Genomic DNA, 26,724 nt, shown 5'->3' with positions numbered 1-26,724 from the left:
CCGTCCGTGGCGCTCGGCCGGTGCTCGCGAGGTTGCCCGCAGCGCCTCGTCCGGGGCGGGGCCGTCGTTCCGCTGCGGGCGCGAGGCCATCCGTGGTGCCCGGCGGCGGGGCTGAGGGTTTCGGTGGCGCCCGGCTGCGCGGCTGAGGCCGCCCGCGGTGCCGGCCCGGGGGTGTGAGGCCGTCCGGCCGGGTTGCGGGTATGCGGCTGTCCGCGGTGCCTGGCTGCGGGGCGCAGGGTTTTCGTGGTGCCCGGCCGCGTGGACGACGCCGTCCGTGGCGCTCGGCCGGTGCTCGCGAGGTTGCCCGCAGCGCCTCGTCCGGGGCGGGGCCGTCGTTCCGCTGCGGGCGCGAGGCCATCCGTGGCGCCCGGCGGCGGGGCTGAGGGTTTCGGTGGCGCCCGGCCGCACGGGTGCGGGCGCCCGCTGCGCCCGGCTGCGTGGGTGAGGCCGTCCGCGGCACCCTCCCGTGTGGGTGAGGCCTGTCCGCGCCCGCTGTGGACGCGAGGCGGACGCCCTCGGTGCCCGGCTGCGGGCATGAGGCCCGCGTGGCCCCGGCTACCCTTGCGGGGTGAGCAGCCCCACCCCCGACGCCCTCCTGGGGCCCGCCGACGTCCGCGAACTCGCGGCCGCGCTCGGCGTGCGCCCCACCAAGCAGCGCGGCCAGAACTTCGTCATCGACGCGAACACGGTCCGCCGAATCGTCCGCACCGCCGAGGTACGCCCCGACGACGTGGTGGTCGAGGTGGGACCGGGTCTCGGCTCGCTCACCCTGGCCCTCCTGGAGGCCGCCGACCGGGTCACCGCCGTCGAGATCGACGACGTCCTCGCCGCCGCGCTGCCCGCCACCGTCGCCGCCCGCATGCCGGAGCGCGCCGACCGGTTCGCGCTCGTGCACTCCGACGCGATGCAGGTGACCGAACTGCCGGGACCGGCGCCGACCGCGCTGGTCGCGAACCTGCCGTACAACGTCGCGGTCCCCGTCCTCCTCCACATGCTGGAGACCTTCCCGAGCATCGAGCGGACCCTCGTCATGGTCCAGTCCGAGGTCGCCGACCGGCTCGCCGCCGGACCGGGCTCGAAGGTGTACGGGGTGCCGTCCGTGAAGGCCAACTGGTACGCCGAGATCAAGCGGGCGGGCGCCATCGGCCGCAACGTCTTCTGGCCCGCGCCGAACGTCGACAGCGGGCTGGTGTCCCTCGTCCGGCGTACCGACCCGCTGAAGACCACCGCGTCCCGGCGCGAGGTCTTCGCCGTCGTCGACGCCGCGTTCGCCCAGCGCCGCAAGACCCTGCGGGCCGCGCTCGCCGGGTGGGCGGGGTCGGCCGCCGCCGCCGAGGCCGCCCTCGTCGGCGCGGGCGTGTCGCCGCAGGCGCGCGGAGAGGCGCTGACCGTGGAAGAGTTCGCGCGTATCGCCGAGCACAAGCAGTAGGGAGTGACGAGCACGTGAGCGTGACGGTCCGCGTCCCCGCCAAGGTCAACGTGCAGCTCGCGGTCGGCGCCGCCCGCCCCGACGGCTTCCACGACCTCGCCAACGTCTTCCTCGCCGTCTCCCTGTACGACGAGATCACCGCGACCCCGGCCGCCGACGGGCTCCGCGTCACCTGCGAGGGCCCGGACGCCGGCCAGGTCCCCCTGGACCGCACCAACCTCGCCGCCCGCGCGGCCCTCGCCCTCGCCGACCGGTACGGCCGGGAACCCGACGTCCACCTCCACATCGCCAAGGACATCCCCGTCGCCGGCGGCATGGCGGGCGGCAGCGCCGACGGCGCGGGCGCGCTGCTGGCCTGCGACGCCCTGTGGGGCACCGGCGCCGGCCGCGAGGAGCTGCTGGAGATCTGCGCCGAGCTCGGCAGCGACGTGCCGTTCAGCCTGGTCGGCGGGGCGGCGCTGGGCACCGGGCGGGGGGAACGGCTGACGGAGCTGGAGGTGGGGGGCGACTTCCACTGGGTGTTCGCGCTGGCCGCCCGCGGACTGTCGACGCCGGCCGTCTTCCGCGAGTTCGACCGGCTGGCGGAGGGCCTGGACATCCCCGGGCCGGCCGCCGACCAGGCCGTGCTCGACGCCCTGGCCAAGGGCGACGCCGCCGCGCTAGCCGTCGCCGTCACCAACGACCTGCAGCCCGCCGCGCTCTCCCTCTTCCCCGAGCTGTCCGACACCCTCGCGGCGGGCCGGGCGGCGGGCGCACTGGCCGCCCTGGTCTCGGGCTCGGGGCCGACCACGGCCTTCCTCGCGACCGACGCCGGGTCCGCCTCCGACATCGCGGGGGTACTGCGGGCGTCGGGGACGTGCCGGGACGTGCGTACGGCGGTGGGGGCGGCGGCGGGAGCCACGGTCCTGGACTGAGGCTCACGGCGGCCGGACTACCCTGGAGGGTCGAGCGATCCCCCAGGCAGGAGAGAAATGGCCGTCAATCTGGTCAATGTCGAGAACGTCAGCAAGGTGTACGGCACCCGTGCACTCCTCGACGGCGTGTCCCTCGGCGTCTCCGAAGGGGACCGCATCGGTGTCGTCGGGCGCAACGGCGACGGCAAGACGACCATGATCCGGATGCTGGCCAGACTGGAGGAGCCCGACACCGGGCGGGTCACCCACTCCGGCGGGCTGCGGCTCGGCGTGCTCACCCAGCACGACTCCCTCGACCCCGCCGCCACCGTCCGGCACGAGGTCATCGGCGACATGGCCGACCACGAGTGGGCGGGCAGCGCCAAGATCCGCGACGTGCTGACCGGGCTGTTCGGCGGGCTCGACATGCCGGGGTTCCCGCAGGGGCTCGACACGGTCATCGGGCCGCTCTCCGGCGGTGAGCGGCGCCGGATCGCGCTGGCCAAGCTGCTTATCGAGGAACAGGACCTGATCGTCCTCGACGAGCCCACCAACCACCTGGACGTCGAGGGCATCGCCTGGCTCGCGGGGCACCTTCGGGAGCGGCGCTCGGCCCTCGTGTGCGTCACCCACGACCGGTGGTTCCTCGACCAGGTATGCACCCGCATGTGGGACGTGCAGCGCGGCGACGTGTACGAGTACGAGGGCGGCTACTCCGACTACGTCTTCGCCCGCGCCGAGCGCGAGCGCATCGCCGCCACCGAGGAGACCAAGCGGCAGAACCTGGTCAGGAAGGAGCTGGCCTGGCTCAGGCGCGGCGCCCCCGCCCGCACCTCCAAGCCGCGCTTCCGCGTCGAGGCCGCCAACGAGCTGATCGCCGACGTGCCCCCGCCCCGCGACAGCAGCGAACTGATGAAGTTCGCCTCGTCCCGGCTCGGCAAGACCGTGTTCGACCTGGAGGACGTCACCGTCCAGGCCGGCCCCAAGGTGCTGCTCAAGCACGTCACCTGGCAGCTCGGCCCCGGCGACCGCATCGGCCTGGTCGGTGTCAACGGCGCCGGCAAGACCTCCCTGCTGCGGGCCATGGCGGAGGCCGCGTACAGCGAGGGCGAGCGGCAGCCCGTCGGCGGGCAGGTGCGGGTCGGCAGGACCGTCAAGCTGGCGTACCTGTCGCAGGAGGTCGCCGAGCTGGACCCGGACTGGCGGGTGCTGGAGGCCGTGCAGCGCGTGCGCGAGCGCGTCGACCTCGGCAAGGGCCGGGAGATGACGGCCGGGCAGCTGTGCGAGACCTTCGGCTTCGGCAAGGAGAAGCAGTGGACGCCGGTCGGCGACCTGTCCGGCGGTGAGCGGCGGCGGCTGCAGCTGCTGCGGCTCCTCATGGACGAGCCCAACGTCCTCTTCCTCGACGAGCCCACCAACGACCTCGACATCGAGACCCTGACCCAGCTGGAGGACGTCCTCGACGGCTGGCCCGGCTCGATGATCGTCATCTCCCACGACCGGTTCTTCGTCGAGCGCACCACCGACCGGGTCTTCGCCCTGCTCGGCGACGGCGCGCTGCGCATGCTGCCGCGCGGCATCGACGAGTACCTGGAGCGGCGTCGGCGCATGGAGGAGGCCGCCGCGTCGAGCGCCCCGGCCGTGGCGGCCAAGCCCGCCGCCGCCGTGCCCGAGAAGAGCGCCGCCGACGTGCGCGCCGCCAAGAAGGAGCTCCAGAAGATCGAACGGCAGCTGGACAAGGTCTCCGAGAAGGAGACCAAGCTGCACGCGCGGATCGCCGAGAACGCCACGGACTTCGCGAAGGTGGCCGAACTGGACGCCGAGCTGCGCGAGCTGACGGGGCAGCGCGACGAGCTGGAGATGCGCTGGCTGGAACTGGCGGAGGACGCCTGAGCCCTGCGTGCGGGGGGCGCGTGGGGTGTAAAGGGGGCGTGAAGGCTCGTAACAGTGGCATCACGGGCCGGTCCTCCCTTGGGAACAGGGGCGGACGCGGCCCGGTGGGGGGTTGGCCGCGGGTGATAGAAAGGCCGTCCGAGGACTGTCCCAGCACGGTCCGAGGCAGTTCGAACGATCGCCTTTGACGACTCCGGGGCCAGCGCGTGACCCGGGGCGTGGCTAAAAATCAGTGAGTAAGCAATAAGGGGGAACGCGCTGATGAGCCAGCCGCCGAATCAGCCGCCGCAGCCGGGTGGCTTCGGAGCACCGCAGGACCCGCCTCCGGGAGGCTTCGGGGCACCGACCCCGCCGCCCCCGCAGGGGCCGCCGCCCGGCCCGCCGCCGCAGCAGCCGGGGTACGGCTATCCGCAGCAGCCGGGCCAGCCCGGTCAGCCGGGGCCGTACGCACAGCCGGGACCGTACAACTCCGGCCCGTACGCCCAGCCGCAGCAGCCGGGGCCGTACGGCCAGCAGCCCGGCTACGGCTATCCGCAGCAGCAGTACCCCGGCCCGCCCGGCACCCCGCCGCCCGGCGGCCCCGGGTCCCGCAACCCCTTCAAGGGCAAGCCCGCCCTCGCGATCGGCGCCGCCGTCGCGGCCCTGCTCGTCATCGGCGGCAGCGTGTGGGCGGTCACCGCGAGCGGCGGTGACGACAAGGACAAGAAGCCCGTCGCCTCCAAGAGCGACGACCCCAAGCCCTCCGGCTCCAAGGGCGGCGCCCCGGTCGACCCCGGTGACGGCGGCGGCGACGGCGGCGAGGACCCCGAGAACCTCAACGAGGGCCGCCAGGCGGGCGAGTCCGAGGTGCTCTGGTACAAGGAGGCCCCCGACGCCCCCGGTTCCGGCGCCGATGCCGACGGAATGTGGATCACCGACAAGGCCGCGGTGAAGGCGGCGTACAAGCAGGTCTTCGCCTACAACGTCGGTGACGGCAAGCCCACCTGGGAGCCGGTCACGTTCCCGGAGAAGATCTGCTCGGTCACCCCGGAGAAGACGGCCGCCGACAAGATCGTCGTCGCCTACATGAGCGGCTCCAGCGACCGCGCGAAGTGCAATCAGCTCCAGGAGATCGACCTCGCCACCGGCGCGAAGGGCTGGTCGGAGAAGGTCGCCGAAGGTGACCTCTTCGACTCCACGCTCTCCCTCGAACTCTCGCTCAGCGGCGACGTCATGATGGTCGGCCGCTCCCAGTCCGGCACCGCCTACGACGTCAAGAGCGGCAAGAAGCTCTACGAGAAGAAGAAGTACGGCGACGCCTGCTTCCCCGCCGGGTTCGCGGGCAGCGCGAAGAAGCTCGTCCAGGTCGCCTCCTGCGGCGCCGGCGGCGACAACGCGCACGACGAGCTCCAGGGCCTCGACCCGAAGACCGGCAAGGTCCTGTGGACCTACAAGTACGAGAAGGGCTGGCGGATCGCCCGCGCCTACTCCGTCGACCCGCTCGTGATCTACGCCACCAACGAGGACAAGAAGGTCTGGAACATCTCCAGCTTCACCGCCGGCGGCAAGGTCCAGGAACAGGTCGGCGTCGACGAGGACTTCGCCCCCGAGTGCGGCTGGGCCATCCTCGAACGCGACCTCCAGGGCTGCTCGGGCGTGGCCGTCGCCGGCAGCACCCTCTACCTGCCGACCGAGGCGACCAGCGGCGCCAACGAGATCGTCGCGATCGACATCGTCACCGGCAAGGAGAAGTGGCGCACCAAGTCCCCGGTGGACGAGTCGATGACGCCGATGAAGGTCGAGGGCGACCAGCTCATCGCCTACGTCCAGCCGTCCTACGACGCCGGCGGCCAGGTCGTGTCCATCCCGACCGGCGGCAGCAGCCACAAGCCGGCCAAGCTCCTGCAGAACCCGCAGGGCGTCGCGGACATCGAGAACGGCTTCTACTCCAAGGACATCGACTGGGTCGACGGGCGGTTCTTCATCTCCACCACCCGTCTGAACGGAAACGACGAGTCGAAGGAGAAGTTGATGCTCGCCTACGGCAAGTGACCTCTTCTCCGGCCGCTTCCCCGGGCACGCTCGCGCGGCCCGTTCCGTCCCCGTCGTCTCCGCTCTCCGAGGTGCTCACGTCATGACCCAGCCGCCGCCCCCGCCGCCCAACCAGCCCCCGCAGGGCGGCGGCTTCGGCCCGCCGCAGAACCAGCCGCCGCAGCAGCCGCCCACGCCGCCCTCCGGACCCGACCTGGGCAAGGCTCCCGAGCCGGGCTACGGCTACCCGCAGACGCCGGGGACGGCCCCGCAGACCCCGCCGCAGACCCCCGCGGCTCCGCCGGCCCCGCCCGCCGGACCGCCGCCCCAGCAGCCGGGCTACGGCTACCCGCAGACGCCGCCGCAGCCCCAGCCGGGCTACGGCTACCCCGGCCAGCAGCCGGGGCAGCCCGGAGCGTACGGGCAGCCGACGCCGCCCTACGGCCAGCCGGGGCAGCCCGCCCAGCCGGGGCAGCCCGGCTACGGCTACCAGCCCGGCTACCAGCCTCAGACCATGCCCATGCAGCCCCAGGCCGCGGGCGGCCCGGGCGGTGGCGGCCGGAAGATCAACGCGCAGGTCGCGATCATCGTCGCGGCCGTCGTCGCGATCGCGCTGATCATCGGCGGCGGGGTCTGGTACGCCGGTTCCTCCGGCAAGGACGACGACAAGAAGGACACCGCGGGCTCCAGCGGCGGCAAGGGCGGTGACGGCGGTACGGACCAGAAGGGCGGCGACGGCGGCAAGTCCTCCGGCGCCAAGGAGAAGGCGCCCGCCGACCCCGCCGCCAAGGTGCTCTTCCAGGTCCCCATGCCCGCGGTGCCCAAGGACGACGACAGCGTCGTCGTCTCCGGCTCGTGGCTCACCGACAAGGTGTACGCCAAGAGCGGCATCGCCGAGGTCGTCGGCTACGACCTCGACAAGGGCGGCAAGAAGTGGTCGGTCAAGCTGGACGGCCCCGTCTGCGCCGTCACCCCGCACGTCACCGACGACAACAAGACGGTGATCGTCCACCAGCCCGCCATGCCGACCAAGGCGCAGCCCTCGCACGGCTGCACCCAGGTCGCCGTCCTCGACCTGGACGCCGGGAAGAAGGTGTGGACCAAGACCGCGGGCGAGGGACCGATCTCCTTCGACAACGTCACGATCAGCGGTGACACCGTCGCCGCGGGCAGCAGCGACGGCGGAGTCGCCTTCGACATCGCCAAGGGCGACATCCTCTGGTCCCCGAAGACGACCGACACCTGCTACGACGCGGGCTACGGCGGCGGCGAGAAGCTGGTCGCGGTGCGCAAGTGCGGCTCCTACGACGCCCGGGAGCTGCACATCCAGACCATCGACCCGAAGAGCGGGAAGGTGATCTCGGAGTACAAGATGGCCAAGGGCATCGAGTACGCGGGCATCGCGTCGACGAACCCGCTGGTCGTGGCCGCCGACGTCGGCGACTCCGCCGGTGACGGCAGCGGCATCTCGGACTTCTTCTCCATCGACAACAAGACCGGCAAGCTGCTCACCCGCATCTCGGCGCCCGGCGACCAGTACGCGGCCCGCTGCGACAGCATCACCAAGCCCGAGAGCTGCAAGGGCCTCGCGGCAGGCAACGGCAAGCTCTACATCGCCACCGAGGAGCACGAGGGCAGCGGCGAGTCGTACAGCCGGGCCAACGAGGTCGTCGCCTTCGACCTGACCACCGGCAAGCAGACCGGCCAGCGCGCGGACTCCGGCGACGACTACACGATCACCCCGCTGCGCATGGACGGCGGCAACGTGATCGCCTACAAGCGCCCGCCGTACGACAAGGGCGGCCAGGTCGTGAGCATCGACGGCGCCACGTTCAAGCAGACGACGCTGCTGGAGAACCCGGCGACGGAGGCGGTGCGCGACGTGGAGTCCAGCATGTCGCCGGACTACTCGGAGCTCCTCTACTCGCAGGGGCACCTGTACATGTCGCAGGTGTACGCCAGCAAGCCGTCCAGCGCGGACGACAAGGAGTACCTGGCGATCGGGTTCGGCACCAGCGGCTGACACCGTCGCCCTCGCACGGGTGAGCGTTCCGGCCCCGTCCCCGTTCAGGGGGCGGGGCCGGCCGCGTCGCCGGGGGATTTCGGTTGCTCCGGGGCGGTTCTCGCCGGTAGGGGCAGCGCGCGGGCGGCCCAGCGTGTAGCTTCCGGGGACATGCCGGGGGCATGCCGGGGTGGGACAGGGTGACTGGGGGGTTGCTCCATGGGAGTACGGCTCATGGTGGTCGACGATCACCGATTGCACGCCGAGGCGCTGGCCTCGGCGCTGAAGCTGCGGGGGCACCGGGTGCTGGCCGCGGCGGCACCGGCCGCGGGTGCGGCGGAGCTGGTGATCAGCAGGGCGCCCGAGGTCTGCCTGCTGGGGACCGCGGCACCGGCCGAGCCGGGGATCTTCGATCCGGTGGCGCGGATCAAGCGGGAGCGTCCGCAGGTGGCGGTCCTGGTGCTGGGCCCGGTGCCGAGCCCGCGCGGCATCGCGGCGGCGTTCGCGTCGGGGGCGTCGGGGTACGTACGGCACGACGAGCGCATAGAGGGCGTCGAGCGGGCGATCATGAAGGCGCGGGCCGGGGAGGCGGCGGTGGCGCCGGCGTTGCTGCAGGGGGCCTTCGGCGAGTTGCTGAACCCGGCGGCCCAGCCCGACGACGAGGGACAGCGGCTGCTGCAGATGCTGACCCCGCGGGAGGTGGAGGTGCTGGTACGGGTCGCGGACGGCGAGGACACCCGCCTGATCGCGGCGGGCATGGGCATCGCCCCGTCCACGGCCCGCACGCACGTCCAGCGCGTGCTGATGAAGCTGGGGGTCGGCTCCCGCCTGGAGGCCGCCGCTCTGGCGGCGCGAACGGGGTTGCTGGACCGGGCGGGTGCCTCCGGCGGTTGATCGGGGGGCGGTGCGGATGCCTGCGGCGCCTGTACGGGTTCGGTGGGGGTGCGCGTAGCGCGGTGCGTTGTGGGTGGGTCCCCAGCTGCGGGCAGTCGTGCCTCCCCCAGAGGGGGTGCCCCCCATGGCGGCACGGGTGGGCGCAGCGGCACCCGGCACGCGCCGGCCCCGCGTCACCCACCCCGCGCCCGCACCCGCCCCGGGGCACGGGCAACGCCGGACCATCCGCCCGGCGTCAGAACCGCTCCGTCACTCCTCGCCGGCGGCCTCCTCCAGCGGAGGCGTCGGCGGGGCCGTGGGCCGCAGCTTCAGCCAGGCCAGGAAGAAGACCCCCAGAACCAGCATCCCCACCCCGGTCCACAGGTTGATGTTCACCCCCTGCGCCTTGTCGATGTCGTCGTCGGACGCCACGAACCCCGCGATCGTCACGATGACGCCGTAGATCACGAACAGCCCGCCGATGATCCGCCGGATGTCGAACAGCCGCGCGGCGGTGACGGACTTGGTCTCCAGCTCGGAGACCTCGTCCTGCAGGTTCTTGTCGGAGTAGGAATCAGACATGCTCTCTCAATCCTCCCGCGATCAGAACGAGAACGGGATGTAGCAGGCGGCGGCCAGGACGACCGCCCCCCAGCCCAGCAGCGCCGGCTTGCGGTACCAGGCGTCGTCGCCCTTGGCGGGCGCCTCCGCCATGCCGGGGGAGGTGGTGCCGTAGACCAGGCCCTGGAGTTCGGTGGTGGGCTTGGGGGCCGTGAACAGGGACACGGCGACCATGACCACCGCACCGGCGACGAAGCCCGCGATCGCGGAGACGAAGTTGGCGCCCTGGTCGGAGGGGATGTCGATGATGCCCTGCTTGTAGATGACGAAGTAGTTCACCATCGCGGCGGTCGTGCCCGCGATCAGACCCCAGAAGCCGGACTTCATGGACGCCCGCTTCCAGAACATGCCGATGATGAAGACCACGAACATCGGCACGTTGAAGAAGGAGAAGAGCGTCTGGAGGTAGCTCATGATGTTCGAGAACGACGAGGCCAGGAAGGCCGTGCCGATCGAGGCGAGGACGCCGATCACCGTGATCAGACGGCCGAAGCGGACGTAGTAGTCGTCCGGGCGGTCCTTCTTCACGTACTTCTGCCAGATGTCGGTGGTGAAGACGGTGTTGAAGGAGGAGATGTTGGCCGCCATGCCGGCCATGAAGGCGGCCAGCAGACCGGTCACCGCGATGCCCAGGACACCGTTGGGCAGCAGTTGCTGCATCAGGTACGGGATCGCGTCGTTGTACTGGAGGTCCGAGCCGGGCGTGCCGATCTTCGGGACCAGGACGGCGGCGACCAGGCCCGGGATCATGACGACGAAGACGATGAAGATCTTCGGGAAGGCCGCGATCAGCGGCGTGCGCTGGGCCGCCGAGAGGTTCTTTGCGGACAGGGCGCGCTGCACCTCGGCGAAGTTCGTCGTCCAGTAGCCGAAGGAGAGGACGAAGCCGAGGCCGAGGACGATGGTCAGCCAGTTGGCGCCCAGCGGGTTGTCACTGCCGATGCCCGTGCCGCCCCACGCCGTCATGAAGTCGGAGCCGTGGGACTTGGAGAGCGAGTCGGACAGGCCGTCCCAGCCGCCGACCTTCTTCAGGCCCAGGATGGTGATCGGGATGAGGCCCGCCAGAATCACGAAGAACTGGAGGACCTCGTTGTAGATGGCCGAGGAGAGGCCGCCCAGGGTGATGTACGCCAGGACGAAGAAGCCCGCCACCACGATGGCCACCCACTCCGGCCAGCCGAGCAGCGCCTCGACGACGATCGCGAGGGCGTAGAGGTTCACACCGGCGATCAGGATGGCGGCGACCGCGAACAGGGCCGAACTGAGCAGATGGGAGGCCTTGTCGAAGCGCAGGAGCAGGAACTCCGGGACCGAGCGGACCTTGGAGCCGTAGTAGAACGGCATCATCACCAGGCCGAGGAAGACCATCGCCGGGATGGCGCCGATCCAGTACCAGTGGGTCGTGTAGACGCCGTACTGGGCGCTGTTGGCGGCCATGCCGAGGATCTCGGTGGCGCCCAGGTTGGCCGCGACGAAGGCGAGGCCGGTGACCCAGGCGGGCAGGGAGCGGCCGGACAGGAAGAAGTCCAGGCTGGTCCTGACCGAACGCCGGGCGGCGAAGCCGATGCCCAGGACCACCACGAAGTAGATCCCGAGGATCGTGTAGTCGAGCCAGTTGGTGGGGAGTCGAAGCTCTGCGGCTAGGTAAGTGGAGCTTGTGGGGGTTTGCATTAAGCACTCGCTTCGTTCGCGAACTGATCCGGAGCGGAACCTACGCCTCCGCGTTCAGTAATTGAACACTTCTGGTGATGAACTTTGTTTGATTGTGATGAACGGGGGTCGCGGTGGCGGGGTTGGTGAGTTGTGATGTGTTATGTTTGATTGTGTTCGGTGATTGACGGGTGTCCTTGGTGACCGTCACGGGTGGGTGCAGAGGAGAGCGGCAGTGAAGAAGACCTCGACCCGGCTGGCCGACGGCCGCGAGCTGGTCTACTACGACCTGCGGGACGACACCGTCCGCGACGCCGTGGACCGCCGTCCGCTGGAGCGGACCGTCACCACCTCCGAGATCCGCCGCGACCCGCTGCTCGGCGACTCGGTCGCCGTCGCCTCGCACCGCCAGGGCCGCACCTACCACCCGCCGGCCGACCAGTGCCCGCTGTGCCCGTCCTCGGGCGAGCGGCTGAGCGAGATCCCCGACTCCTCGTACGACGTCGTGGTCTTCGAGAACCGTTTCCCCTCGCTGGCAGGCGACTCCGGCCGCTGCGAGGTCGTCTGCTTCACCTCCGACCACGACGCCTCGTTCGCCGACCTCACCGAGGAGCAGGCCCGGCTCGTGCTCGACGCCTGGACCGACCGCACCTCCGAGCTGTCCCATCTGCCCTCCGTTGAACAGGTGTTCTGCTTCGAGAACCGGGGCGCCGAGATCGGAGTGACGCTGGGTCACCCGCACGGGCAGATCTACGCCTACCCGTTCACCACCCCGCGCACCGCCCTGATGCTCCGTTCACTCGCCGCCCACAAGGACGCGACCGGCGGGGAGAACCTGTTCGACTCCGTCCTGGCGGATGAGCTGGCCGGCGAGCGGGTCGTCCTGGAGGGCGAGCACTGGGCCGCCTTCGTGCCGTACGCCGCGCACTGGCCCTACGAGGTGCACCTCTACCCGAAGCGGCGGGTGCCCGACCTGCTCGGCCTCGACGAGGCGGCGCGCACAGAATTCCCCAAGGTGTATCTGGAACTCTTGAGGCGCTTCGACCGGATCTTCGGCGAGGGGGAGCCCCCGACGCCCTACATCGCGGCCTGGCACCAGGCGCCGTTCGGGCAGCTGGAGGAGTTCGAGGGTGTGACGCGGGACGACTTCGCGCTGCACCTGGAGCTTTTCACCATCCGCCGGACGTCGGGCAAGCTGAAGTTCCTCGCGGGCTCCGAGTCCGGCATGAACGTGTTCATCAACGACGTGCCCCCGGAGCGCGCGGCCGAGCGACTGCGAGAGGTAGCGAGTTCATGAGCGGCAAGTACCTGGTGACGGGCGGGGCCGGCTATGTCGGCAGCGTCGTCGCCCAGCATCTGGTGGAGGCCGGGCACGAGGTCGTCGTGCTCGACAACCTCTCGACGGGTTTCCGCGAGGGCGTTCCGGCGGGCGCCTCGTTCGTCGAGGGCGACATCCGCGACGCCGCCAAGTGGCTGGACGGCTCGTTCGACGGCGTCCTGCACTTCGCCGCCTTCTCCCAGGTCGGCGAGTCGGTCGTCAAGCCCGAGAAGTACTGGGACAACAACGTCGGCGGCACCATGGCCCTGCTGGAGGCCATGCGGGGCGCGGGCGTGCGGCGGCTCGTCTTCTCCTCCACGGCCGCCACGTACGGCGAGCCGGACCAGGTCCCGATCGTGGAGACCGCGCCGACGAAGCCCACGAACCCGTACGGCGCCTCCAAGCTCGCCGTCGACCACATGATCACCGGCGAAGCGGCGGCCCACGGCCTGGGCGCGGTCTCGCTGCGCTACTTCAACGTCGCCGGGGCGTACGGGGAGTACGGCGAGCGCCACGACCCCGAGTCGCACCTCATCCCGCTGGTCCTCCAGGTGGCACAGGGCCGCCGCGAGGCCATCTCCGTCTTCGGCGACGACTACCCGACGCCGGACGGCACCTGCGTACGCGACTACATCCACGTCGCCGACCTGGCCGAGGCGCACCTGCTGGCCGTGGCCGCCGCCGCTCCGGGCGAGCACCTCATCTGCAACCTGGGCAACGGCAACGGCTTCTCCGTCCGCGAGGTCGTCGAGACCGTGCGACGGGTGACGGGCCACCCGGTCCCCGAGGTCGTGGCCCCCCGCCGGGGCGGCGACCCGGCGGTCCTGGTGGCGTCGGCCGACACCGCACGCGAGAAACTGGGCTGGAACCCGTCCCGCGCGGACCTCGCGGGGATCGTGTCGGACGCGTGGGAGTTCGCGCAGCGGCGCGCGGGCTAGTACTTACCGCAGTTACCGGAAGGGCGAGGGGTCAGGGCATGGGCGAGGCTGTCGCGGAGACCGTCGGCGAGCGGTTCCGGGAGCTGTACGGGGCGGAGCCGGAAGGAGTGTGGGCGGCGCCGGGCCGGGTGAACCTCATCGGCGAGCACACCGACTACAACGACGGCTTCGTCATGCCGTTCGCCCTGCCGCACCAGGCCGTCGCGGCGGTCTCCCGGCGCGACGACGGCATCCTGCGCCTGCACTCGGCCGACATCGCGGCCGGCCCCGCCGAACTGCGCGTCGCCGACCTGGCCCCCGGCTCGGACAAGTCCTGGACCGCGTACCCCTCGGGCGTCGTCTGGGCGCTGCGCGAGGCCGGCCACGAGCTGACCGGCGCCGACGTCCACCTGGCCTCGACGGTCCCCTCGGGCGCGGGGCTCTCGTCCTCCGCGGCCCTGGAGGTCGTCGTCGCCCTGGCGCTGAACGACCTCTACTCCCTCGGCCTGCGCGGCCGGCAGCTGGCCCGCCTGTGCCAGCGCGCGGAGAACGTCTACGTCGGCGCCCCTGTCGGCATCATGGACCAGACGGCCTCCGCCTGCTGCGAGGAGGGCCACGCCCTCTTCCTCGACACCCGCGACCTCTCCCAGCGCCAGATCCCCTTCGACCTCGCCGCCGAGGGCATGCGCCTGCTGGTCGTCGACACCCGGGTCAAGCACTCCCACAGCGAGGGCGAGTACGGCAAGCGCCGCGCCGGCTGCGAGAAGGGCGCCGCGCTGCTGGGCGTCGACGCCCTGCGCGACGTGCCCTACGCCGGCCTGGACGCCGCGCTGGAACGCCTCGGCGACGAGGAGGAGGTGCGCCGCCTGGTCCGGCACGTCGTCACGGAGGACGAGCGGGTGGAACGGGTGGTCTCGCTCCTCGAGTCCGGCGACACCCGGGCCATCGGTCCCGTCCTGGTGGAGGGCCACGCCTCGCTGCGCGACGACTTCCGGATCTCCTGCCGCGAGCTGGACCTGGTCGTCGACACGGCCCTGGCCTCCGGCGCGCTCGGCGCCCGCATGACCGGCGGCGGCTTCGGCGGCTCGGCGATCGTCCTGGTGGAGGCCGCCGACGTGGACGCCGTCACCAAGGCGGTCGAGGAGGCCTTCGCGACGGCCGGCCTCAAGGCGCCGCGGGTGTTCGAGGCGGTGCCCTCGGCGGGGGCCCGGCGGGTGGGCTGACGGCTCGGGGCAGCGCGCGGGAGTCCGCGCGCCTGTCCCCCGGGGGAGCTACGGGCAGGTGTCCACCGCAGGGTGACGATCAGGGGCTGCCGGATCCATAGAGTCTTCATCAGTCGCCGGGACGACAACCGGCCGGCCGAGAAAGACCCTTGAGCACCTGACGCGTACCCCACCCCTGCCTGCTGGAGGCCCCCATGTTCCGCACCCTCGCCAAGGCGACCGCCGCGATCGCCGTCGTCTGCACCGTGGCCGGCGCGGGCCTGGTCCTCAACGAGGAGTACGCCAACGCCGGCGCCGATGCCACCGGCCCCGCGGCCTCGGCGGGGTCCTCCTTCACCGGCGAGAAGAAGATCCGCGTCGACGGCCGCACCGTCAACGTCTCCTGCTCCGGCCGCGCCACGCGCCGCCACGACCCCGTGGTGATGCTGATGGCCGGCGGCGGCGAGGGCCTGGACAACATGGCGGCCCTCCAGAAGTCGCTGGGCAAGACCAACCGGGTCTGCTCCTACGACCGCCTCGGCGAGGGCAAGAGCGACAAGCCCGCCCCGGGCACCCTGCAGACCATGGACGACGCCGGCGCGCTGCTCACCAAGGTCCTCGACCGCCTCGCCGGCGACCGCCCCGTCGTCCTGGCCGGCCACTCCCTGGGCGGCTGCATCGCCGCGCGCTACACCCCCGGCCACACCGACCGGGTCAAGGGCCTGGTCCTCCTCGACGCCACCGTCCCCCACCTCACCCGCGACATGAAGCGCACCGTCCCGGCCACCGCCACCGGCCTGGCCGCACAGCTCCGCGACGGCGCCCTCGCCGCCAACGAGGGCCAGAACCCGGAGCAGTTCGTCATCGCCGACGGACCGGTCCGCTCCGCCGGGCGGATTCCCGTGCAGATCCTCAAGCACGAGTCCCAGTACGCCGAGGTCCCCCAGTACGGCCCCGCCCTCGAGGAGATGTGGGCCGCGGGCCAGCGCGAGTGGCGGCAGATCTCCCGCGACAGCCACCTCAGCACCGCCAAGGGCAGCGGCCACTACATCCACATCGACCGCCCCGACCTCGCCGTCGAGGCCGTCCGCCAGGTCACCCGCCGCGCCGCGCACGCCCACTGACCGCACGGCGCCCCACCGGCCGGCCCCGGGCCGTGGCTTCCCCCGCCACGGTCCGGGGCCTTTCCGGCCGGCTCAGCGCCACCGCTTGACCAGCGTGTACTCCGTGATCCCCGGCGGGTAGCCGGGGATCACGCACACGACGTCGTAACCGCGCTTCGTGTAGAAGCCCGGGGCCTGGAAATCCCAGGTCTCCACGCGGGCGGCGGCGCAGCCGCGTTCGGCGCGGGCGGCGCGTTCCGCCTCGTCGAGGAGGGCGGAGCCCAGGCCCGAGCCGCGGTGCCGGCCGTCCACCCACAGGTAGGTCACGTGGAGCCAGGTCGCCCAGGTGTGGCCGACCAGGCCGCCCGCCAGGGCCCCGGTCCCGTCCAGCACCCAGACGTGCAGTGGGAATTCGCGTTCGTGAGGGGTTCCGCGCAGGGAACGCAGCACGGAGGAGGCCGCTGTGTTCGTCTCCCGCAGGCGAGTGCGCAGCAGATCGCGCCGTTCCTTGTCGACTTCTGTCACAAGACGAAACATGCGGCTCACCATAAACGCGCCGGGAAGTCAGTTCTGCAAATAGCCTTCCGCTCCCGGCGCCCGCCCTTACTCTGATGAGCAGCACCGGTGGGGGCCGGTGCCGTTCAGGGGGCGAGCCGGCCGGGTACGACGCCCGGGCGGGGGTAGCAGTTACCGCACGGCACAGCTGAATACGGGGTCTGGATACGGGGGCCTCGGGCGTCGTACCCGTGCCGGTGCCGCCATCCGAGGACGGACAGACGATGGGTATCCCCTGCTCCGCGCGGAGCTCGGGGGAGGGGGTTTCGTGGTTCGTATCCGAGTCCTGGTCGTCGACGACCATCGCATCTTCGCCGAGTCGCTCGCCGCCGCACTGGCCGCCGAGCCCGACGTCGACGTCTCCGCGGCCGGCAGCGGTCCGGCCGCACTGCGCTGCCTGGAGCGGGCCGCGTCCGAGGGGCGGCGGTTCGACGTCCTGCTCGTCGACGCCGATCTGGGCGGCCACGTGCCCGGCAGCCGGCCCGCAGTCCCCGTGCGGGACGGCAACGAGGACGGGCTGGTGGACGGGATCTCCCTGGTCGCCGGGGTGCGGTCGGGGCAGCCGGGCGTCCGGATCGTCGTCCTCGCCGAGAAGGACGACCCCCGGCGGGCGGCCCTGGCGCTCGGGGCCGGAGCTTCCGGCTGGGTGGCCAAGGACTGCTCCCTGTCCCGGCTGCTCAGCGTCATCCGGGGCGTCCTGCGCGACGAGACGCATCTGCCGCCGGCCCTGCTCACCGGCGTCCTGCGCGAGCTGACCGCCGCCCGCAAGCACCGCACCGAGAGCGAACTGCTGGTGGAGTCGCTGACCCCGCGCGAACGCGAGGTGCTGCGCTGCATGGTCGCCGGCCTCGGGCGCAAGGCGGTCGCCGAGCGGCTGTATCTGTCCCCGCACACGGTGCGCACCCACATGCAGAACGTGCTGGGCAAGCTGGGCGTCCACTCCACCCTGGCCGCCGTGGCGCTGGCGCGCCGGGCCGGGGTGGGACCGGCCGACCTGGACCGGCCCTCAGCCGGGGATGTTGTCGAACGGGGCGGTCAGCTGGCGTAGCAGGGCCGCCAGTTCGCTGCGCTGGGCGCGGGAGAGCTCGCCCAGGATCGCCCGCTCCTGCGCCAGCAGGCCCGCCAGCGACTGGTCGGCGCGGTCCCGTCCCTCGTCCGTGAGCCGGACCAGGACACCGCGCCGGTCGCTGGGGTCGGGCAGGCGCTCCACCAGGCCCTTCTTCGCCAGCCGGTCGATACGGTTGGTCATCGTGCCCGACGTCACCAGCGTCTGGGTGAGCAGCTGACCGGGCGAGAGCTGGTACGGGGTGCCCGCCCGGCGCAGCGCCGTCAGCACGTCGAACTCCCACGGCTCCAGCTGGTGTTCGGAGAAGGCCAGCCGACGTGCCCGGTCCAGGTGCCGGGCCAGCCTGCTGACGCGGCTGAGCACCTCGAGCGGTTCCACGTCGAGGTCCGGGCGCTCCCGGCGCCATGCTGCGACCAGCCGATCGACCTCGTCCTCCATGACGATCAGTGTAGTGGTTGTGTCGACGTGAAGTCTCTTGATGTCAACTTTCTTGACATCGAGATAATTTCGGGCGACGCTGGGTACCCGTCCCGCACGGACACCCTCTGGAGGCTCCATGCCCGCCACCGCCCCCACCTGGGACCCCGCCCAGTACCTGCGCCACGCCGGCCACCGCGCCCGCCCCTTCACCGACCTCCTCGCCCGGATACCCGACCTCCCCGCCGACCCGCCCCGCATCGCCGACCTGGGCTGCGGCCCCGGCAACGCCACCGCCCTGCTCGCCGACCGCTGGCCCACCGCCCGCATCACCGGCTACGACAACTCGCCCCGGATGCTCGAACGCGCCCGCGAGTACGCCGGCCCCACCCCCGGCGGCGGCCACCTCGACTTCGCCTCCGCCGACGCCCGCACCTGGACGCCCGACGAGCCGCACGACCTCCTCGTCAGCAACGCCACCCTCCAGTGGGTCCCCGGCCACGCCGACCGCTTCCCCGACTGGATCGACCGCCTCGCCCCCGGCGGCACCCTCGCCCTCCAGGTGCCCGGCAACTTCGACGCCCCCAGCCACCGCCTGATGCGCGAACTCGCCGACTCCCGGCGCTGGCGGGAGCGCCTGGCCGGCGTCCTGCGCCACGACGACGCCGTCCTCGCCCCCGAGACCTACCTCGCCCGCCTCACCGCCGCCGGCTGCACCGCCGACGTGTGGGAGACGACGTACGTCCACCTGCTGCCCGGCGACGACGCCGTCCTCGACTGGGTGAAGGGAACGGGACTGCGGCCCGTGCTGGACGCCCTCGACGACGACCCGGCGGCCCGCGACGCGTTCGTCGAGGAGTACCGGGCCGTCCTGCGCGCCGCCTACCCCGCCGAGGCGCACGGCACCCCCTTCCCCTTCCGCCGCGTCTTCGCCGTGGCACGCAAGGAGGGGAACAGGTGATCACCGGCCTCGACCACGTGCAGCTCGCCGCGCCGCCCGGCTCCGAGCAGCCGCTGCGCGCCTTCTACACCGGCGTCCTCGGCATGACCGAGACCTCCAAACCGCCCGCGCTGGCCGCCCGCGGCGGCTGCTGGTTCCAGGCCGGCACCGTCCGGCTCCACCTGGGCGTGGAGACGACCGGCTTCCGCCCCGCCCGCAAGGCCCACCCCGGGCTGCGGGTCACCGGCATCGACGCGTACGCCGCCCGACTGGAGGCCCACGGCACCCCCGTCACCTGGGACGACGCCCTGCCCGGCCACCGGCGCTTCTACTGCGCCGACCCGGTCGGCAACCGTCTGGAGTTCCTGGAACCGGACGGACCCGCCCGGCCCTGACCCCCGGCCGCCCTCACACCACGCCCTGCGCCACCAGCGCGTCGATGTCCTCCTCCGACAGCCCGAGACCGCCCAGTACGGCGCGGGTGTGCTCGCCCAGCGCCGGCACCGCCTCCATGCGGGGCGCCGCACCGGTCGGGCCGGGCGGTGCCAGCGCCGGAACGGGACCGGCCGGCGTGGGCACCTCGTGCAGGCGCCCCCGCGCGGCCAGCTGAGGGTGGTCCCACACCTCGGCGAGCGTGTTCACCCGGGCGTTGGCGACCGGCACCGCGTCGAGCAGCTCGACCGCCTCGGCGGCGGTCAGCTCCGCGAACCGGGCCGCGATCAGCTCCTCCAGCGCCTCCCGGTGGGCGTCGCGGTCCGCGTTGGTGGCGTAGTCCGGATGTTCGGCCAGCTCCGGACGGCCCAGGAAGCCCGCACAGAAGCCGCGCCACTCGCGCTCGTTCTGCACCGCCGTCATCACGACCTTCCCGTCGCGGGCCGTGAACGGGCCGTACGGGCAGATCGTCGCGTGCGCCGCACCCGCCCGCGGCGGCGGTCCGGCCCCGTCGAAGGAGTAGTACAGCGGGAAACCCAGCCACTCCACGGTGGCCTCCAGCATCGACACGTCCAGATGCGCGCCCCGGCCCGTCCGGCCGCGTTCGAGCAGCGCGCCGAGGATCGAGCTGTACGCGTACATCCCGGCGGCGATGTCCGACACCGGGATGCCCGCCTTCGCCATGTCCTCCGGCGTGCCCGTGACCGACAGCAGCCCCGCCTCGGCCTGCACCAGCAGGTCGTACGCCTTGCGGTCCGCGTAGGGGCCCGGCGTGCCGTAGCCCGAGATGTCGCAGACCACCAGCCCCGGATGCGCCGCCCGCAGCTCCCGCGCCCCCAGGCCGGCCCGGGCCGCGGCGCCCGGCGCCAGGTTCTGCAGGAAGACGTCGGCGCCCGCGATCAGCCGGCGCAGCAGCTCCAGGCCCCGCGGATCCTTGAAGTCCAGGGTGAGGGACTCCTTGTTGCGGTTGACCCACACGAAGTGCGAACTCAGACCCCGCACCCGGGAGTCGTACGCCCGGGCGAAGTCCCCCGTCCCCGGGCGCTCCACCTTGATCACCCGCGCGCCCAGGTCGGCGAGCTGACGGCTCGCGTAGGGAGCGGCAACGGCCTGCTCCAACGAGACGACGGTGACCCCGCGCAGCGGCTGCATGCCCCGGCCCTCAGCTCTTCCGGTGCCCTATGAGCCGCGGCTTCGGCTCCAGGCCGTCCAGGCCGTGCCACGCCAGGTTCACCAGGTGCGCCGCCACCTCCGCCTTCTTCGGGCGGCGCACGTCCAGCCACCACTGGCCGGTCAGCGCCACCATGCCCACCAGCGCCTGCGCGTACAGCGGCGCCAGCTTCGCGTCGAAACCGCGGCTCTTGAACTCGCGGCCCAGGATGTCCTCCACCTGGGTGGCGATGTCCGAGATGAGGGAGGCGAAGGTACCCGTCGACTGCGGGATGGGGGAGTCACGGACCAGGATGCGGAAACCGTCCGTGTACTCCTCGATGTAGTCCAGGAGCGCGAAGGCCGCCTGCTCGCACAGCTCCCGCGGATGACCGGCGGTCAGCGAGCCCGTCACCATGTCGAGCAGCCGCCGCATCTCACGGTCCACGACCACCGCGTACAGGCCCTCCTTGCCGCCGAAGTGCTCGTACACCACCGGCTTGGACACCCCGGCCTTCGCCGCGATCTCCTCCACCGACGTGCCCTCGAAACCCTTCGCCGCGAAGAGGGTGCGGCCGATCTCCAGCAGCTGCTGGCGGCGCTCGGCACCGGTCATCCGGGTGCGACGTGCGCGCCGCGGCTTCTCGTTGCTTGGGGTGCTGCTGGAGTCGGTCGCCACGGCGTCAATCATGCCGCCTTCGCCGTCTCCTTCCGGCGGCGGGCACCGTCCTCATCCGTGTTGCGGCGCGAATCGATACGCGAGCGTGACGGCCAGCGCACGTCGTACGCCCACCCCAGCCGCTCGAACCAGCGGATCAGCCGGGCGGAGGAGTCCAGCTGCCCGCGCATCACCCCGTGCCGCGCCGAGGTCGGGTCCGCGTGGTGCAGGTTGTGCCAGGACTCACCGCAGGACAGGACCGCCAGCCACCACACGTTGCCCGAACGGTCCCGGGACTTGAACGGGCGCTTGCCCACCGCGTGGCAGATCGAGTTGATCGACCACGTGACGTGATGCAGCAACGCCACCCGGACGAGTGAACCCCAGAAGAAGCCGGTGAACGCACCCCACCAGGACATCGTCGCCAGCCCGCCGATCAGCGGCGGCAGCGCCAGGGACAGCGCCGTCCACAGGATGAACTGCCGCGAGATCGCCCGCAGCGCCGGGTCCTTGATCAGGTCCGGGGCGTACTTGTCCTGCGGCGTCCGCTCCTCGTCGAACATCCAGGCGATGTGCGCCCACCACAGGCCCTTCATCAGGGCGGGCACCGTCTCGCCGTACCGCCACGGCGAGTGGGGGTCGCCCTCGTCGTCGGAGAACTTGTGGTGCTTGCGGTGATCGGCCACCCAGCGCACCAGCGGCCCCTCGACCGCCATCGACCCGAAGATCGCCAACGCGATCTTCAACGGCCGCTTCGCCTTGAAGGAACCATGGGTGAAATGGCGGTGGAAGCCGATCGTGATGCCGTGACAGCCCAGGAAGTAGAAGAAGACCAGCAACCCCAGGTCCAGCCAGCTCACGCCCCACCCCCACGCCAGCGGCACCGCCGCCACCAGCGCGAGGAACGGAACGGTGATGAACAGCAGCAGCGTGATCTGTTCGAGCGAACGCTTCTGCTCACCGCCCAGCGTGGCGGAGGACGCCGCGCCGGAGTCGGCCGGCTGCGGAGCGTCTGGGATCACATCGGAACTCGTGGTCATGCGCGTCCCCTGTGGGGTCGAGGGTGGGGTCGGGGTGTGTCGCTGGTGCCGGCTCCGGGAACCATGCACGGGATTCCTACGGTTCCGTAACCTACGGCGACGTAAGTATGGCAGTGCGTGGCCGCGCGGCAAGAGCCCCAGAGCCTGCGCGTCCCGGCCGACACCTATCCTGGAGGCCGGTCGGACAGCGCGGTCCGCTCTGATTACTTCCCGGACGTCCGGCCCGGTAAGCGGCGCCCGCCGCGCGAGACGGCCGTCCGGGTTCCCTCCAGACGATCCCACCCGTCGCCCACCACCGCCCCTTCAAGGAGTCGCTGGCGCGACGCACCTACGATCACTGCAAGGAGCCGCACCTGTGAGCAGTGCCGACGACCAGACCACCACGACGACCAGCAGCGAGCTGCGCGCCGACATCCGCCGACTGGGTGATCTCCTCGGAGAGACCCTGGTCCGGCAGGAGGGCCCCGAGCTGCTGGAACTCGTCGAGAAGGTACGCCGACTCACCCGAGAGGACGGCGAGGCCGCCGCCGAGCTGCTGCGCGGCACCGAACTGGAGACCGCCGCCAAGCTCGTCCGCGCCTTCTCCACCTACTTCCACCTCGCCAACGTCACCGAACAGGTCCACCGCGGCCGCGAACTGGGCGCCAAGCGCGCCGCCGAGGGCGGACTGCTCGCCCGTACCGCCGACCGCCTGAAGGACGCCGACCCCGAGCACCTGCGCGAGACGGTCCGCAACCTCAACGTGCGCCCCGTCTTCACCGCCCACCCCACCGAGGCCGCCCGCCGCTCCGTCCTCAACAAGCTGCGCCGCATCGCCGCCCTCCTGGACACCCCGGTCAACGAGTCCGACCGGCGCCGCCTCGACACCCGCCTCGCCGAGAACATCGACCTCGTGTGGCAGACCGACGAGCTGCGCGTCGTACGCCCCGAGCCCGCCGACGAGGCCCGCAACGCGATCTACTACCTCGACGAACTGCACCTCGGCGCCGTCGGCGACGTCCTGGAGGACCTCACCGCGGAACTGGCGCGCGCCGGAGTCGAGCTCCCCGACGACACCCGCCCCCTCACCTTCGGCACCTGGATCGGCGGCGACCGCGACGGCAATCCCAACGTCACCCCCCAGGTGACCTGGGACGTCCTCATCCTCCAGCACGAACACGGCATCAACGACGCCCTGGAGATGATCGACGAACTGCGCGGCTTCCTCTCCAACTCCATCCGCTACGCCGGGGCGACCGAGGAGCTGCTGACCTCCCTCCACACCGACCTGGAGCAGCTTCCGGAGATCAGCCCCCGCTACAAGCGGCTGAACGCCGAGGAGCCCTACCGGCTCAAGGCCACCTGCATCCGCCAGAAGCTGGAGAACACCAAGCAGCGCCTCGCCAAGGGCACCGCCCACGAAGAGGGCCGCGACTACCTCGGCACCGCCCAGCTCATCGACGACCTGCGCATCGTCCAGACCTCGCTGCGCGAGCACCGCGGCGGCCTCTTCGCCGACGGGCGCCTGGCCCGCACCATCCGCACCCTGGCCGCCTTCGGCCTCCAGCTCGCCACCATGGACGTCCGGGAACACGCCGACGCCCACCACCACGCCCTCGGCCAGCTCTTCGACCGGCTCGGCGAGGAGTCCTGGCGCTACGCCGACATGCCCCGCGAGTACCGCACCAAGCTCCTCGCCAAGGAGCTGCGCTCCCGCAGGCCCCTGGCCCCCACCCCGGCCCCCGTGGACGCACCCGGCGAGAAGACCCTCGGCGTCTTCCAGACCGTCCGCCGCGCCCTGGAGGTCTTCGGCCCCGAGGTCATCGAGTCGTACATCATCTCCATGTGCCAGGGCGCCGACGACGTCTTCGCCGCCGCCGTCCTCGCCCGCGAGGCCGGCCTCATCGACCTGCACGCCGGCTGGGCCAGGATCGGCATCGTGCCGCTCCTGGAGACCACCGACGAGCTCAAGGCCGCCGACACCATCCTCGAAGACCTCCTCGCCGACCCGTCCTACCGGCGCCTGGTCGCCCTGCGCGGCGACGTCCAGGAGGTCATGCTCGGCTACTCCGACTCCTCCAAGTTCGGCGGCATCACCACCAGCCAGTGGGAGATCCACCGCGCCCAGCGCCGGCTGCGCGACGTCGCCCACCGCTACGGCGTACGGCTGCGCCTTTTCCACGGCCGCGGCGGCACCGTCGGCCGCGGCGGCGGCCCCACCCACGACGCGATCCTCGCCCAGCCCTGGGGCACCCTGGAGGGCGAGATCAAGGTCACCGAACAGGGCGAGGTCATCTCCGACAAGTACCTCATCCCGGCCCTCGCCCGGGAGAACCTGGAGCTGACCGTCGCGGCCACCCTCCAGGCCTCCGCCCTGCACACCGCGCCCCGCCAGTCCGACGAGGCGCTGGCCCGCTGGGACGCCGCGATGGACGTCGTCTCCGACGCCGCCCACACCGCCTACCGGGCGCTGGTCGAGGACCCCGACCTGCCGACCTACTTCCTGGCCTCCACGCCCGTCGACCAGCTCGCCGACCTGCACCTGGGCTCGCGGCCCTCCCGCCGCCCCGGCTCCGGCGTCTCGCTCGACGGACTGCGCGCCATCCCGTGGGTCTTCGGCTGGACCCAGTCCCGCCAGATCGTCCCCGGCTGGTACGGCGTCGGCTCCGGCCTCAAGGCCCTGCGCGAAGCCGGCCTGGACACCGTCCTGGACGAGATGCACCAGCAGTGGCACTTCTTCCGGAACTTCATCTCCAACGTCGAGATGACCCTCGCCAAGACCGACCTGCGCATCGCCCAGCACTACGTCGACACCCTCGTCCCGGACGAGCTCAAGCACGTCTTCGACGCCATCAAGGCCGAGCACGAGCTCACGGTCCGCGAGGTTCTCCGCGTCACCGGCGAGGCGGAACTCCTCGACGCCGACCCGGTCCTCAAGCAGACCTTCACCATCCGCGACGCCTACCTCGACCCGATCTCCTACCTCCAGGTCGCCCTCCTGGGCCGCCAGCGCGAGGCCGCCGCCGCGAACGAGGACCCGGACCCCCTCCTCGCCCGAGCCCTCCTCCTCACCGTCAACGGCGTAGCAGCGGGCCTTCGCAACACAGGCTGACAGCAGCTGCGGGCAGTCGTGCCGCCCACCCGGCCCCCCACCTGCGGGCATTCGTGCCGCCTGGGGCGGCACGGGTGGGCGCTGGGGGTACCTCCCAGGCCGTTCAGGCACTGGGGGAGGCACCCCGCCTGCGCCGGGCAGCGCACCCACCCCCGCGCCCACCCCGACGCAGACGCACGTGAAACACCGGTGCCCCCGAGCTCGTACAGAGCCCGGGGGCACCTCACGTCGTACGCACCGACCTCACACCGCGAAGAACGCCGCCGTCAGCAGCGCAACCCCCACCCCCGCCATCCCCCAGGCCACCCGAGTCCGCCGCAACCCACCCGCCACCACCACCGACGCCAACAACAACGCCCCACCCAACGGCACCCACGCGTACAACACCCCCGCCGGCCCCGACCGCACCACCTCGTCCCCGCCCGGCTTCACCACCACCGAGTACGTCCGCCCCTTCGCCACGGCGACCGAGTCCTCGATGACGACCCGCTCCCGCGCCTGCGACCCCGCCGACACCGGCGAGTACGGACCGCTGCACGAACCGTCGGCGCAACTCGTCACCTCGACCGTGCCCTGCTCCCGCCCCTTGGTCAGCAGCACGTGCTGCGCCGTCCCCCAGGACGCCCACACACCCGCGATCAGGATCAGCGCCGCGACCGTCCCCATCGCCGCGACCCGGCCGAACCGCAGCAGAGCGGACGACGCGGAGGAGGCCTGACGGGCACGAGCGGCGGCGGCAGAGGCAGGCATGGCCGGGATCATTGGCCATACCTGCACGCCCGGTCAACTCACCCGCGCACCATCGACGGACAAGTCACGAGTTGTACGTGCTCTGCGCCCGCTCAAGACCCTCGATCACCAGAGCCTCCACCGCGTCCGCCGCCCGGTCGACGAAGTAGTCCAGCTCCTTGCGCTCCGAGGACGAGAAGTCCCGCAGCACGAAGTCCGCCACCGGCATCCGCCCCGGCGGCCGTCCGATCCCGAACCGCACCCGGTGGTAGTCCGCACCCAGCGACTTCGTGATCGACTTCAGTCCGTTGTGCCCGTTGTCCCCGCCGCCCAGCTTCAGCCGCAGCACGCCGTAGTCGATGTCCAGCTCGTCGTGCACCGCCACGATGTTGCCGACCGGCACCTTGTAGAAGTCCCGCAGCGCCGTCACCGGACCGCCCGACACGTTCATGTACGACATCGGCTTCGCCAGGATCACCCGCCGGTTCTCCGGTCCCGGCGGACCGATCCGCCCCTCGACCACCTGCGCCTGGGCCTTGCCGTGCCGCTTGAACCGCGCCCCCATCCGCTCCGCCAGCAGGTCCGCCACCATGAAACCGACGTTGTGCCGGTTCGCGGCGTACTCGGGGCCCGGATTGCCGAGTCCGGCCACCAGCCAGGGAGCGCCCGCGTCCGTCGTCACGTCCATGTCTCCTTCGAATCCCTCGTACCCGTCCGTACCCGTCCACACATACGC

Annotated in this window: 23 protein-coding genes; 14 read left to right on the top strand and 9 right to left on the bottom strand. The window is 71.9% G+C overall.

Annotation, left to right across the window (positions count from 1 at the left end):
• The first annotated feature begins 568 nt into the window (after positions 1–568).
• From rsmA to ACIQFU_RS24100, 6 genes are all read left to right on the top strand, one after another.
• A complete protein-coding gene (gene rsmA, locus ACIQFU_RS24125) occupies positions 569–1,429 on the top strand; it encodes a 16S rRNA (adenine(1518)-N(6)/adenine(1519)-N(6))-dimethyltransferase RsmA (protein ID WP_402554234.1) in 861 nt (286 codons plus the stop codon).
• A 14-nt stretch (positions 1,430–1,443) separates the two neighbouring features.
• Entirely contained in the window at positions 1,444–2,343 is a 900-nt protein-coding gene (locus tag ACIQFU_RS24120; RefSeq protein ID WP_402554233.1) for a 4-(cytidine 5'-diphospho)-2-C-methyl-D-erythritol kinase, read from the top strand.
• Positions 2,344–2,400: 57 nt separating this feature from the next.
• On the top strand, positions 2,401–4,215 hold the full coding sequence (locus ACIQFU_RS24115; protein WP_402554232.1) for an ABC-F family ATP-binding cassette domain-containing protein: 1,815 nt from the start codon (positions 2,401–2,403) through the stop codon (positions 4,213–4,215).
• Positions 4,216–4,476: 261 nt separating this feature from the next.
• Positions 4,477–6,246, top strand: a complete 1,770-nt coding sequence (locus tag ACIQFU_RS24110; protein ID WP_402554231.1) for a PQQ-binding-like beta-propeller repeat protein — start codon at positions 4,477–4,479, stop codon at positions 6,244–6,246.
• Between the two features lie 82 nt (positions 6,247–6,328).
• On the top strand, positions 6,329–8,248 hold the full coding sequence (locus ACIQFU_RS24105) for a PQQ-binding-like beta-propeller repeat protein (protein ID WP_402554230.1): 1,920 nt from the start codon (positions 6,329–6,331) through the stop codon (positions 8,246–8,248).
• A 198-nt stretch (positions 8,249–8,446) separates the two neighbouring features.
• Positions 8,447–9,121, top strand: a complete 675-nt coding sequence (locus tag ACIQFU_RS24100) for a LuxR C-terminal-related transcriptional regulator (RefSeq protein ID WP_402554229.1) — start codon at positions 8,447–8,449, stop codon at positions 9,119–9,121.
• Positions 9,122–9,370: 249 nt separating this feature from the next.
• Here ACIQFU_RS24100 and ACIQFU_RS24095 read toward each other — a convergent pair whose 3' ends face one another.
• Both ACIQFU_RS24095 and ACIQFU_RS24090 read right to left on the bottom strand, forming a co-directional pair.
• The gene (locus ACIQFU_RS24095; RefSeq protein ID WP_402554228.1) at positions 9,371–9,682 is read right to left on the bottom strand and encodes a hypothetical protein; all 312 of its coding nucleotides are present in this window, start codon (positions 9,680–9,682) and stop codon (positions 9,371–9,373) included.
• Positions 9,683–9,703: 21 nt separating this feature from the next.
• Positions 9,704–11,392: a sodium:solute symporter family protein gene (locus ACIQFU_RS24090; protein WP_402554227.1), complete on the bottom strand. Its 1,689-nt coding sequence runs from the start codon at positions 11,390–11,392 to the stop codon at positions 9,704–9,706.
• Between the two features lie 214 nt (positions 11,393–11,606).
• Between ACIQFU_RS24090 and galT the strand changes: the two genes are divergently transcribed.
• The 4 genes from galT to ACIQFU_RS24070 all read left to right on the top strand — a co-directional run bounded on the left by galT (position 11,607) and on the right by ACIQFU_RS24070 (position 15,932).
• Positions 11,607–12,668, top strand: coding sequence for a galactose-1-phosphate uridylyltransferase (gene galT / locus ACIQFU_RS24085; RefSeq protein ID WP_402554226.1), 1,062 nt, complete (start codon positions 11,607–11,609; stop codon positions 12,666–12,668).
• The gene (galE, locus tag ACIQFU_RS24080; protein WP_402554225.1) at positions 12,665–13,627 is read left to right on the top strand and encodes a UDP-glucose 4-epimerase GalE; all 963 of its coding nucleotides are present in this window, start codon (positions 12,665–12,667) and stop codon (positions 13,625–13,627) included. Before galT ends, galE begins: the two co-directional genes overlap by 4 nt.
• Before the next feature lie 38 nt (positions 13,628–13,665).
• Positions 13,666–14,829 carry a galactokinase gene (gene galK, locus ACIQFU_RS24075; protein WP_402554224.1) on the top strand — a complete coding sequence of 388 codons (1,164 nt, stop codon included), beginning with the start codon at positions 13,666–13,668 and terminating at the stop codon, positions 14,827–14,829.
• Positions 14,830–15,023: 194 nt separating this feature from the next.
• Entirely contained in the window at positions 15,024–15,932 is a 909-nt protein-coding gene (locus ACIQFU_RS24070) for an alpha/beta fold hydrolase (RefSeq protein WP_402554223.1), read from the top strand.
• Between the two features lie 72 nt (positions 15,933–16,004).
• On the opposite strand, the gene ACIQFU_RS24065 is transcribed toward ACIQFU_RS24070, so the two are convergent.
• Complete coding sequence (locus ACIQFU_RS24065; RefSeq protein ID WP_402554222.1) at positions 16,005–16,460, bottom strand: GNAT family N-acetyltransferase; 456 nt, start codon at positions 16,458–16,460, stop codon at positions 16,005–16,007.
• A 274-nt stretch (positions 16,461–16,734) separates the two neighbouring features.
• Between ACIQFU_RS24065 and ACIQFU_RS24060 the strand changes: the two genes are divergently transcribed.
• Positions 16,735–17,514: a LuxR C-terminal-related transcriptional regulator gene (locus ACIQFU_RS24060; protein WP_402554221.1), complete on the top strand. Its 780-nt coding sequence runs from the start codon at positions 16,735–16,737 to the stop codon at positions 17,512–17,514.
• Here the strand turns inward: ACIQFU_RS24060 and tamR are convergent.
• The gene (gene tamR / locus ACIQFU_RS24055; protein WP_007450665.1) at positions 17,473–17,970 is read right to left on the bottom strand and encodes a MarR family transcriptional regulator TamR; all 498 of its coding nucleotides are present in this window, start codon (positions 17,968–17,970) and stop codon (positions 17,473–17,475) included. The two genes, ACIQFU_RS24060 and tamR, sit on opposite strands and share 42 nt — an antisense overlap.
• A 118-nt stretch (positions 17,971–18,088) precedes the next feature.
• Between tamR and ACIQFU_RS24050 the strand changes: the two genes are divergently transcribed.
• Positions 18,089–18,910 (top strand): trans-aconitate 2-methyltransferase, encoded by an 822-nt coding sequence (locus ACIQFU_RS24050; protein WP_402554220.1) that lies wholly within the window; start codon positions 18,089–18,091, stop codon positions 18,908–18,910.
• The gene (locus ACIQFU_RS24045; RefSeq protein WP_402554219.1) at positions 18,907–19,284 is read left to right on the top strand and encodes a VOC family protein; all 378 of its coding nucleotides are present in this window, start codon (positions 18,907–18,909) and stop codon (positions 19,282–19,284) included. The genes ACIQFU_RS24050 and ACIQFU_RS24045 overlap by 4 nt, the downstream gene beginning before the upstream one ends.
• Before the next feature lie 13 nt (positions 19,285–19,297).
• Here ACIQFU_RS24045 and ACIQFU_RS24040 read toward each other — a convergent pair whose 3' ends face one another.
• From ACIQFU_RS24040 to ACIQFU_RS24030, 3 genes are read right to left on the bottom strand one after another with little or no spacing between them, the layout of a single operon-like run.
• Positions 19,298–20,473, bottom strand: coding sequence for a CaiB/BaiF CoA transferase family protein (locus ACIQFU_RS24040; RefSeq protein WP_402554218.1), 1,176 nt, complete (start codon positions 20,471–20,473; stop codon positions 19,298–19,300).
• 10 nt (positions 20,474–20,483) lie between these two features.
• A complete protein-coding gene (locus ACIQFU_RS24035; protein ID WP_061444296.1) occupies positions 20,484–21,161 on the bottom strand; it encodes a TetR/AcrR family transcriptional regulator in 678 nt (225 codons plus the stop codon).
• Positions 21,158–22,168, bottom strand: a complete 1,011-nt coding sequence (locus ACIQFU_RS24030; protein ID WP_402554217.1) for an acyl-CoA desaturase — start codon at positions 22,166–22,168, stop codon at positions 21,158–21,160. Before ACIQFU_RS24030 ends, ACIQFU_RS24035 begins: the two co-directional genes overlap by 4 nt.
• Before the next feature lie 355 nt (positions 22,169–22,523).
• On the opposite strand from ACIQFU_RS24030, the gene ppc reads away from it, so the two are divergent.
• Positions 22,524–25,259 (top strand): phosphoenolpyruvate carboxylase, encoded by a 2,736-nt coding sequence (ppc, locus tag ACIQFU_RS24025; RefSeq protein WP_402554216.1) that lies wholly within the window; start codon positions 22,524–22,526, stop codon positions 25,257–25,259.
• Between the two features lie 243 nt (positions 25,260–25,502).
• Here ppc and ACIQFU_RS24020 read toward each other — a convergent pair whose 3' ends face one another.
• Positions 25,503–26,021, bottom strand: a complete 519-nt coding sequence (locus ACIQFU_RS24020) for a hypothetical protein (RefSeq protein WP_402554215.1) — start codon at positions 26,019–26,021, stop codon at positions 25,503–25,505.
• Between the two features lie 52 nt (positions 26,022–26,073).
• Positions 26,074–26,676: an aminoacyl-tRNA hydrolase gene (gene pth, locus ACIQFU_RS24015; protein ID WP_402554214.1), complete on the bottom strand. Its 603-nt coding sequence runs from the start codon at positions 26,674–26,676 to the stop codon at positions 26,074–26,076.
• Positions 26,677–26,724: the final 48 nt, after the last annotated feature.

Origin of the sequence: Streptomyces sp. NPDC093065 (genome assembly GCF_044754585.1) — a bacterium.
Taxonomy (GTDB): Bacteria; Actinomycetota; Actinomycetes; order Streptomycetales; family Streptomycetaceae; genus Streptomyces.
This window is presented reverse-complemented; position numbering and strand designations above follow the sequence as displayed.

Coding starts and splice junctions, on each gene's coding strand:
- ACIQFU_RS24115 (WP_402554232.1), top strand. CDS start 2,401: ATGGCCGTCAATCTGGTCAATGTCGAGAACGTCAGCAAGGTGTACGGC.
- ACIQFU_RS24110 (WP_402554231.1), top strand. CDS start 4,477: ATGAGCCAGCCGCCGAATCAGCCGCCGCAGCCGGGTGGCTTCGGAGCA.
- ACIQFU_RS24105 (WP_402554230.1), top strand. CDS start 6,329: ATGACCCAGCCGCCGCCCCCGCCGCCCAACCAGCCCCCGCAGGGCGGC.
- ACIQFU_RS24100 (WP_402554229.1), top strand. CDS start 8,447: ATGGGAGTACGGCTCATGGTGGTCGACGATCACCGATTGCACGCCGAG.
- ACIQFU_RS24095 (WP_402554228.1), bottom strand. CDS start 9,682: ATGTCTGATTCCTACTCCGACAAGAACCTGCAGGACGAGGTCTCCGAG.
- ACIQFU_RS24090 (WP_402554227.1), bottom strand. CDS start 11,392: ATGCAAACCCCCACAAGCTCCACTTACCTAGCCGCAGAGCTTCGACTC.
- galE (WP_402554225.1), top strand. CDS start 12,665: ATGAGCGGCAAGTACCTGGTGACGGGCGGGGCCGGCTATGTCGGCAGC.
- galK (WP_402554224.1), top strand. CDS start 13,666: ATGGGCGAGGCTGTCGCGGAGACCGTCGGCGAGCGGTTCCGGGAGCTG.
- ACIQFU_RS24070 (WP_402554223.1), top strand. CDS start 15,024: ATGTTCCGCACCCTCGCCAAGGCGACCGCCGCGATCGCCGTCGTCTGC.
- ACIQFU_RS24065 (WP_402554222.1), bottom strand. CDS start 16,460: ATGGTGAGCCGCATGTTTCGTCTTGTGACAGAAGTCGACAAGGAACGG.
- tamR (WP_007450665.1), bottom strand. CDS start 17,970: ATGGAGGACGAGGTCGATCGGCTGGTCGCAGCATGGCGCCGGGAGCGC.
- ACIQFU_RS24050 (WP_402554220.1), top strand. CDS start 18,089: ATGCCCGCCACCGCCCCCACCTGGGACCCCGCCCAGTACCTGCGCCAC.
- ACIQFU_RS24040 (WP_402554218.1), bottom strand. CDS start 20,473: ATGCAGCCGCTGCGCGGGGTCACCGTCGTCTCGTTGGAGCAGGCCGTT.
- ACIQFU_RS24035 (WP_061444296.1), bottom strand. CDS start 21,161: ATGATTGACGCCGTGGCGACCGACTCCAGCAGCACCCCAAGCAACGAG.
- ACIQFU_RS24030 (WP_402554217.1), bottom strand. CDS start 22,168: ATGACCACGAGTTCCGATGTGATCCCAGACGCTCCGCAGCCGGCCGAC.
- ACIQFU_RS24020 (WP_402554215.1), bottom strand. CDS start 26,021: ATGATCCCGGCCATGCCTGCCTCTGCCGCCGCCGCTCGTGCCCGTCAG.
- pth (WP_402554214.1), bottom strand. CDS start 26,676: ATGGACGTGACGACGGACGCGGGCGCTCCCTGGCTGGTGGCCGGACTC.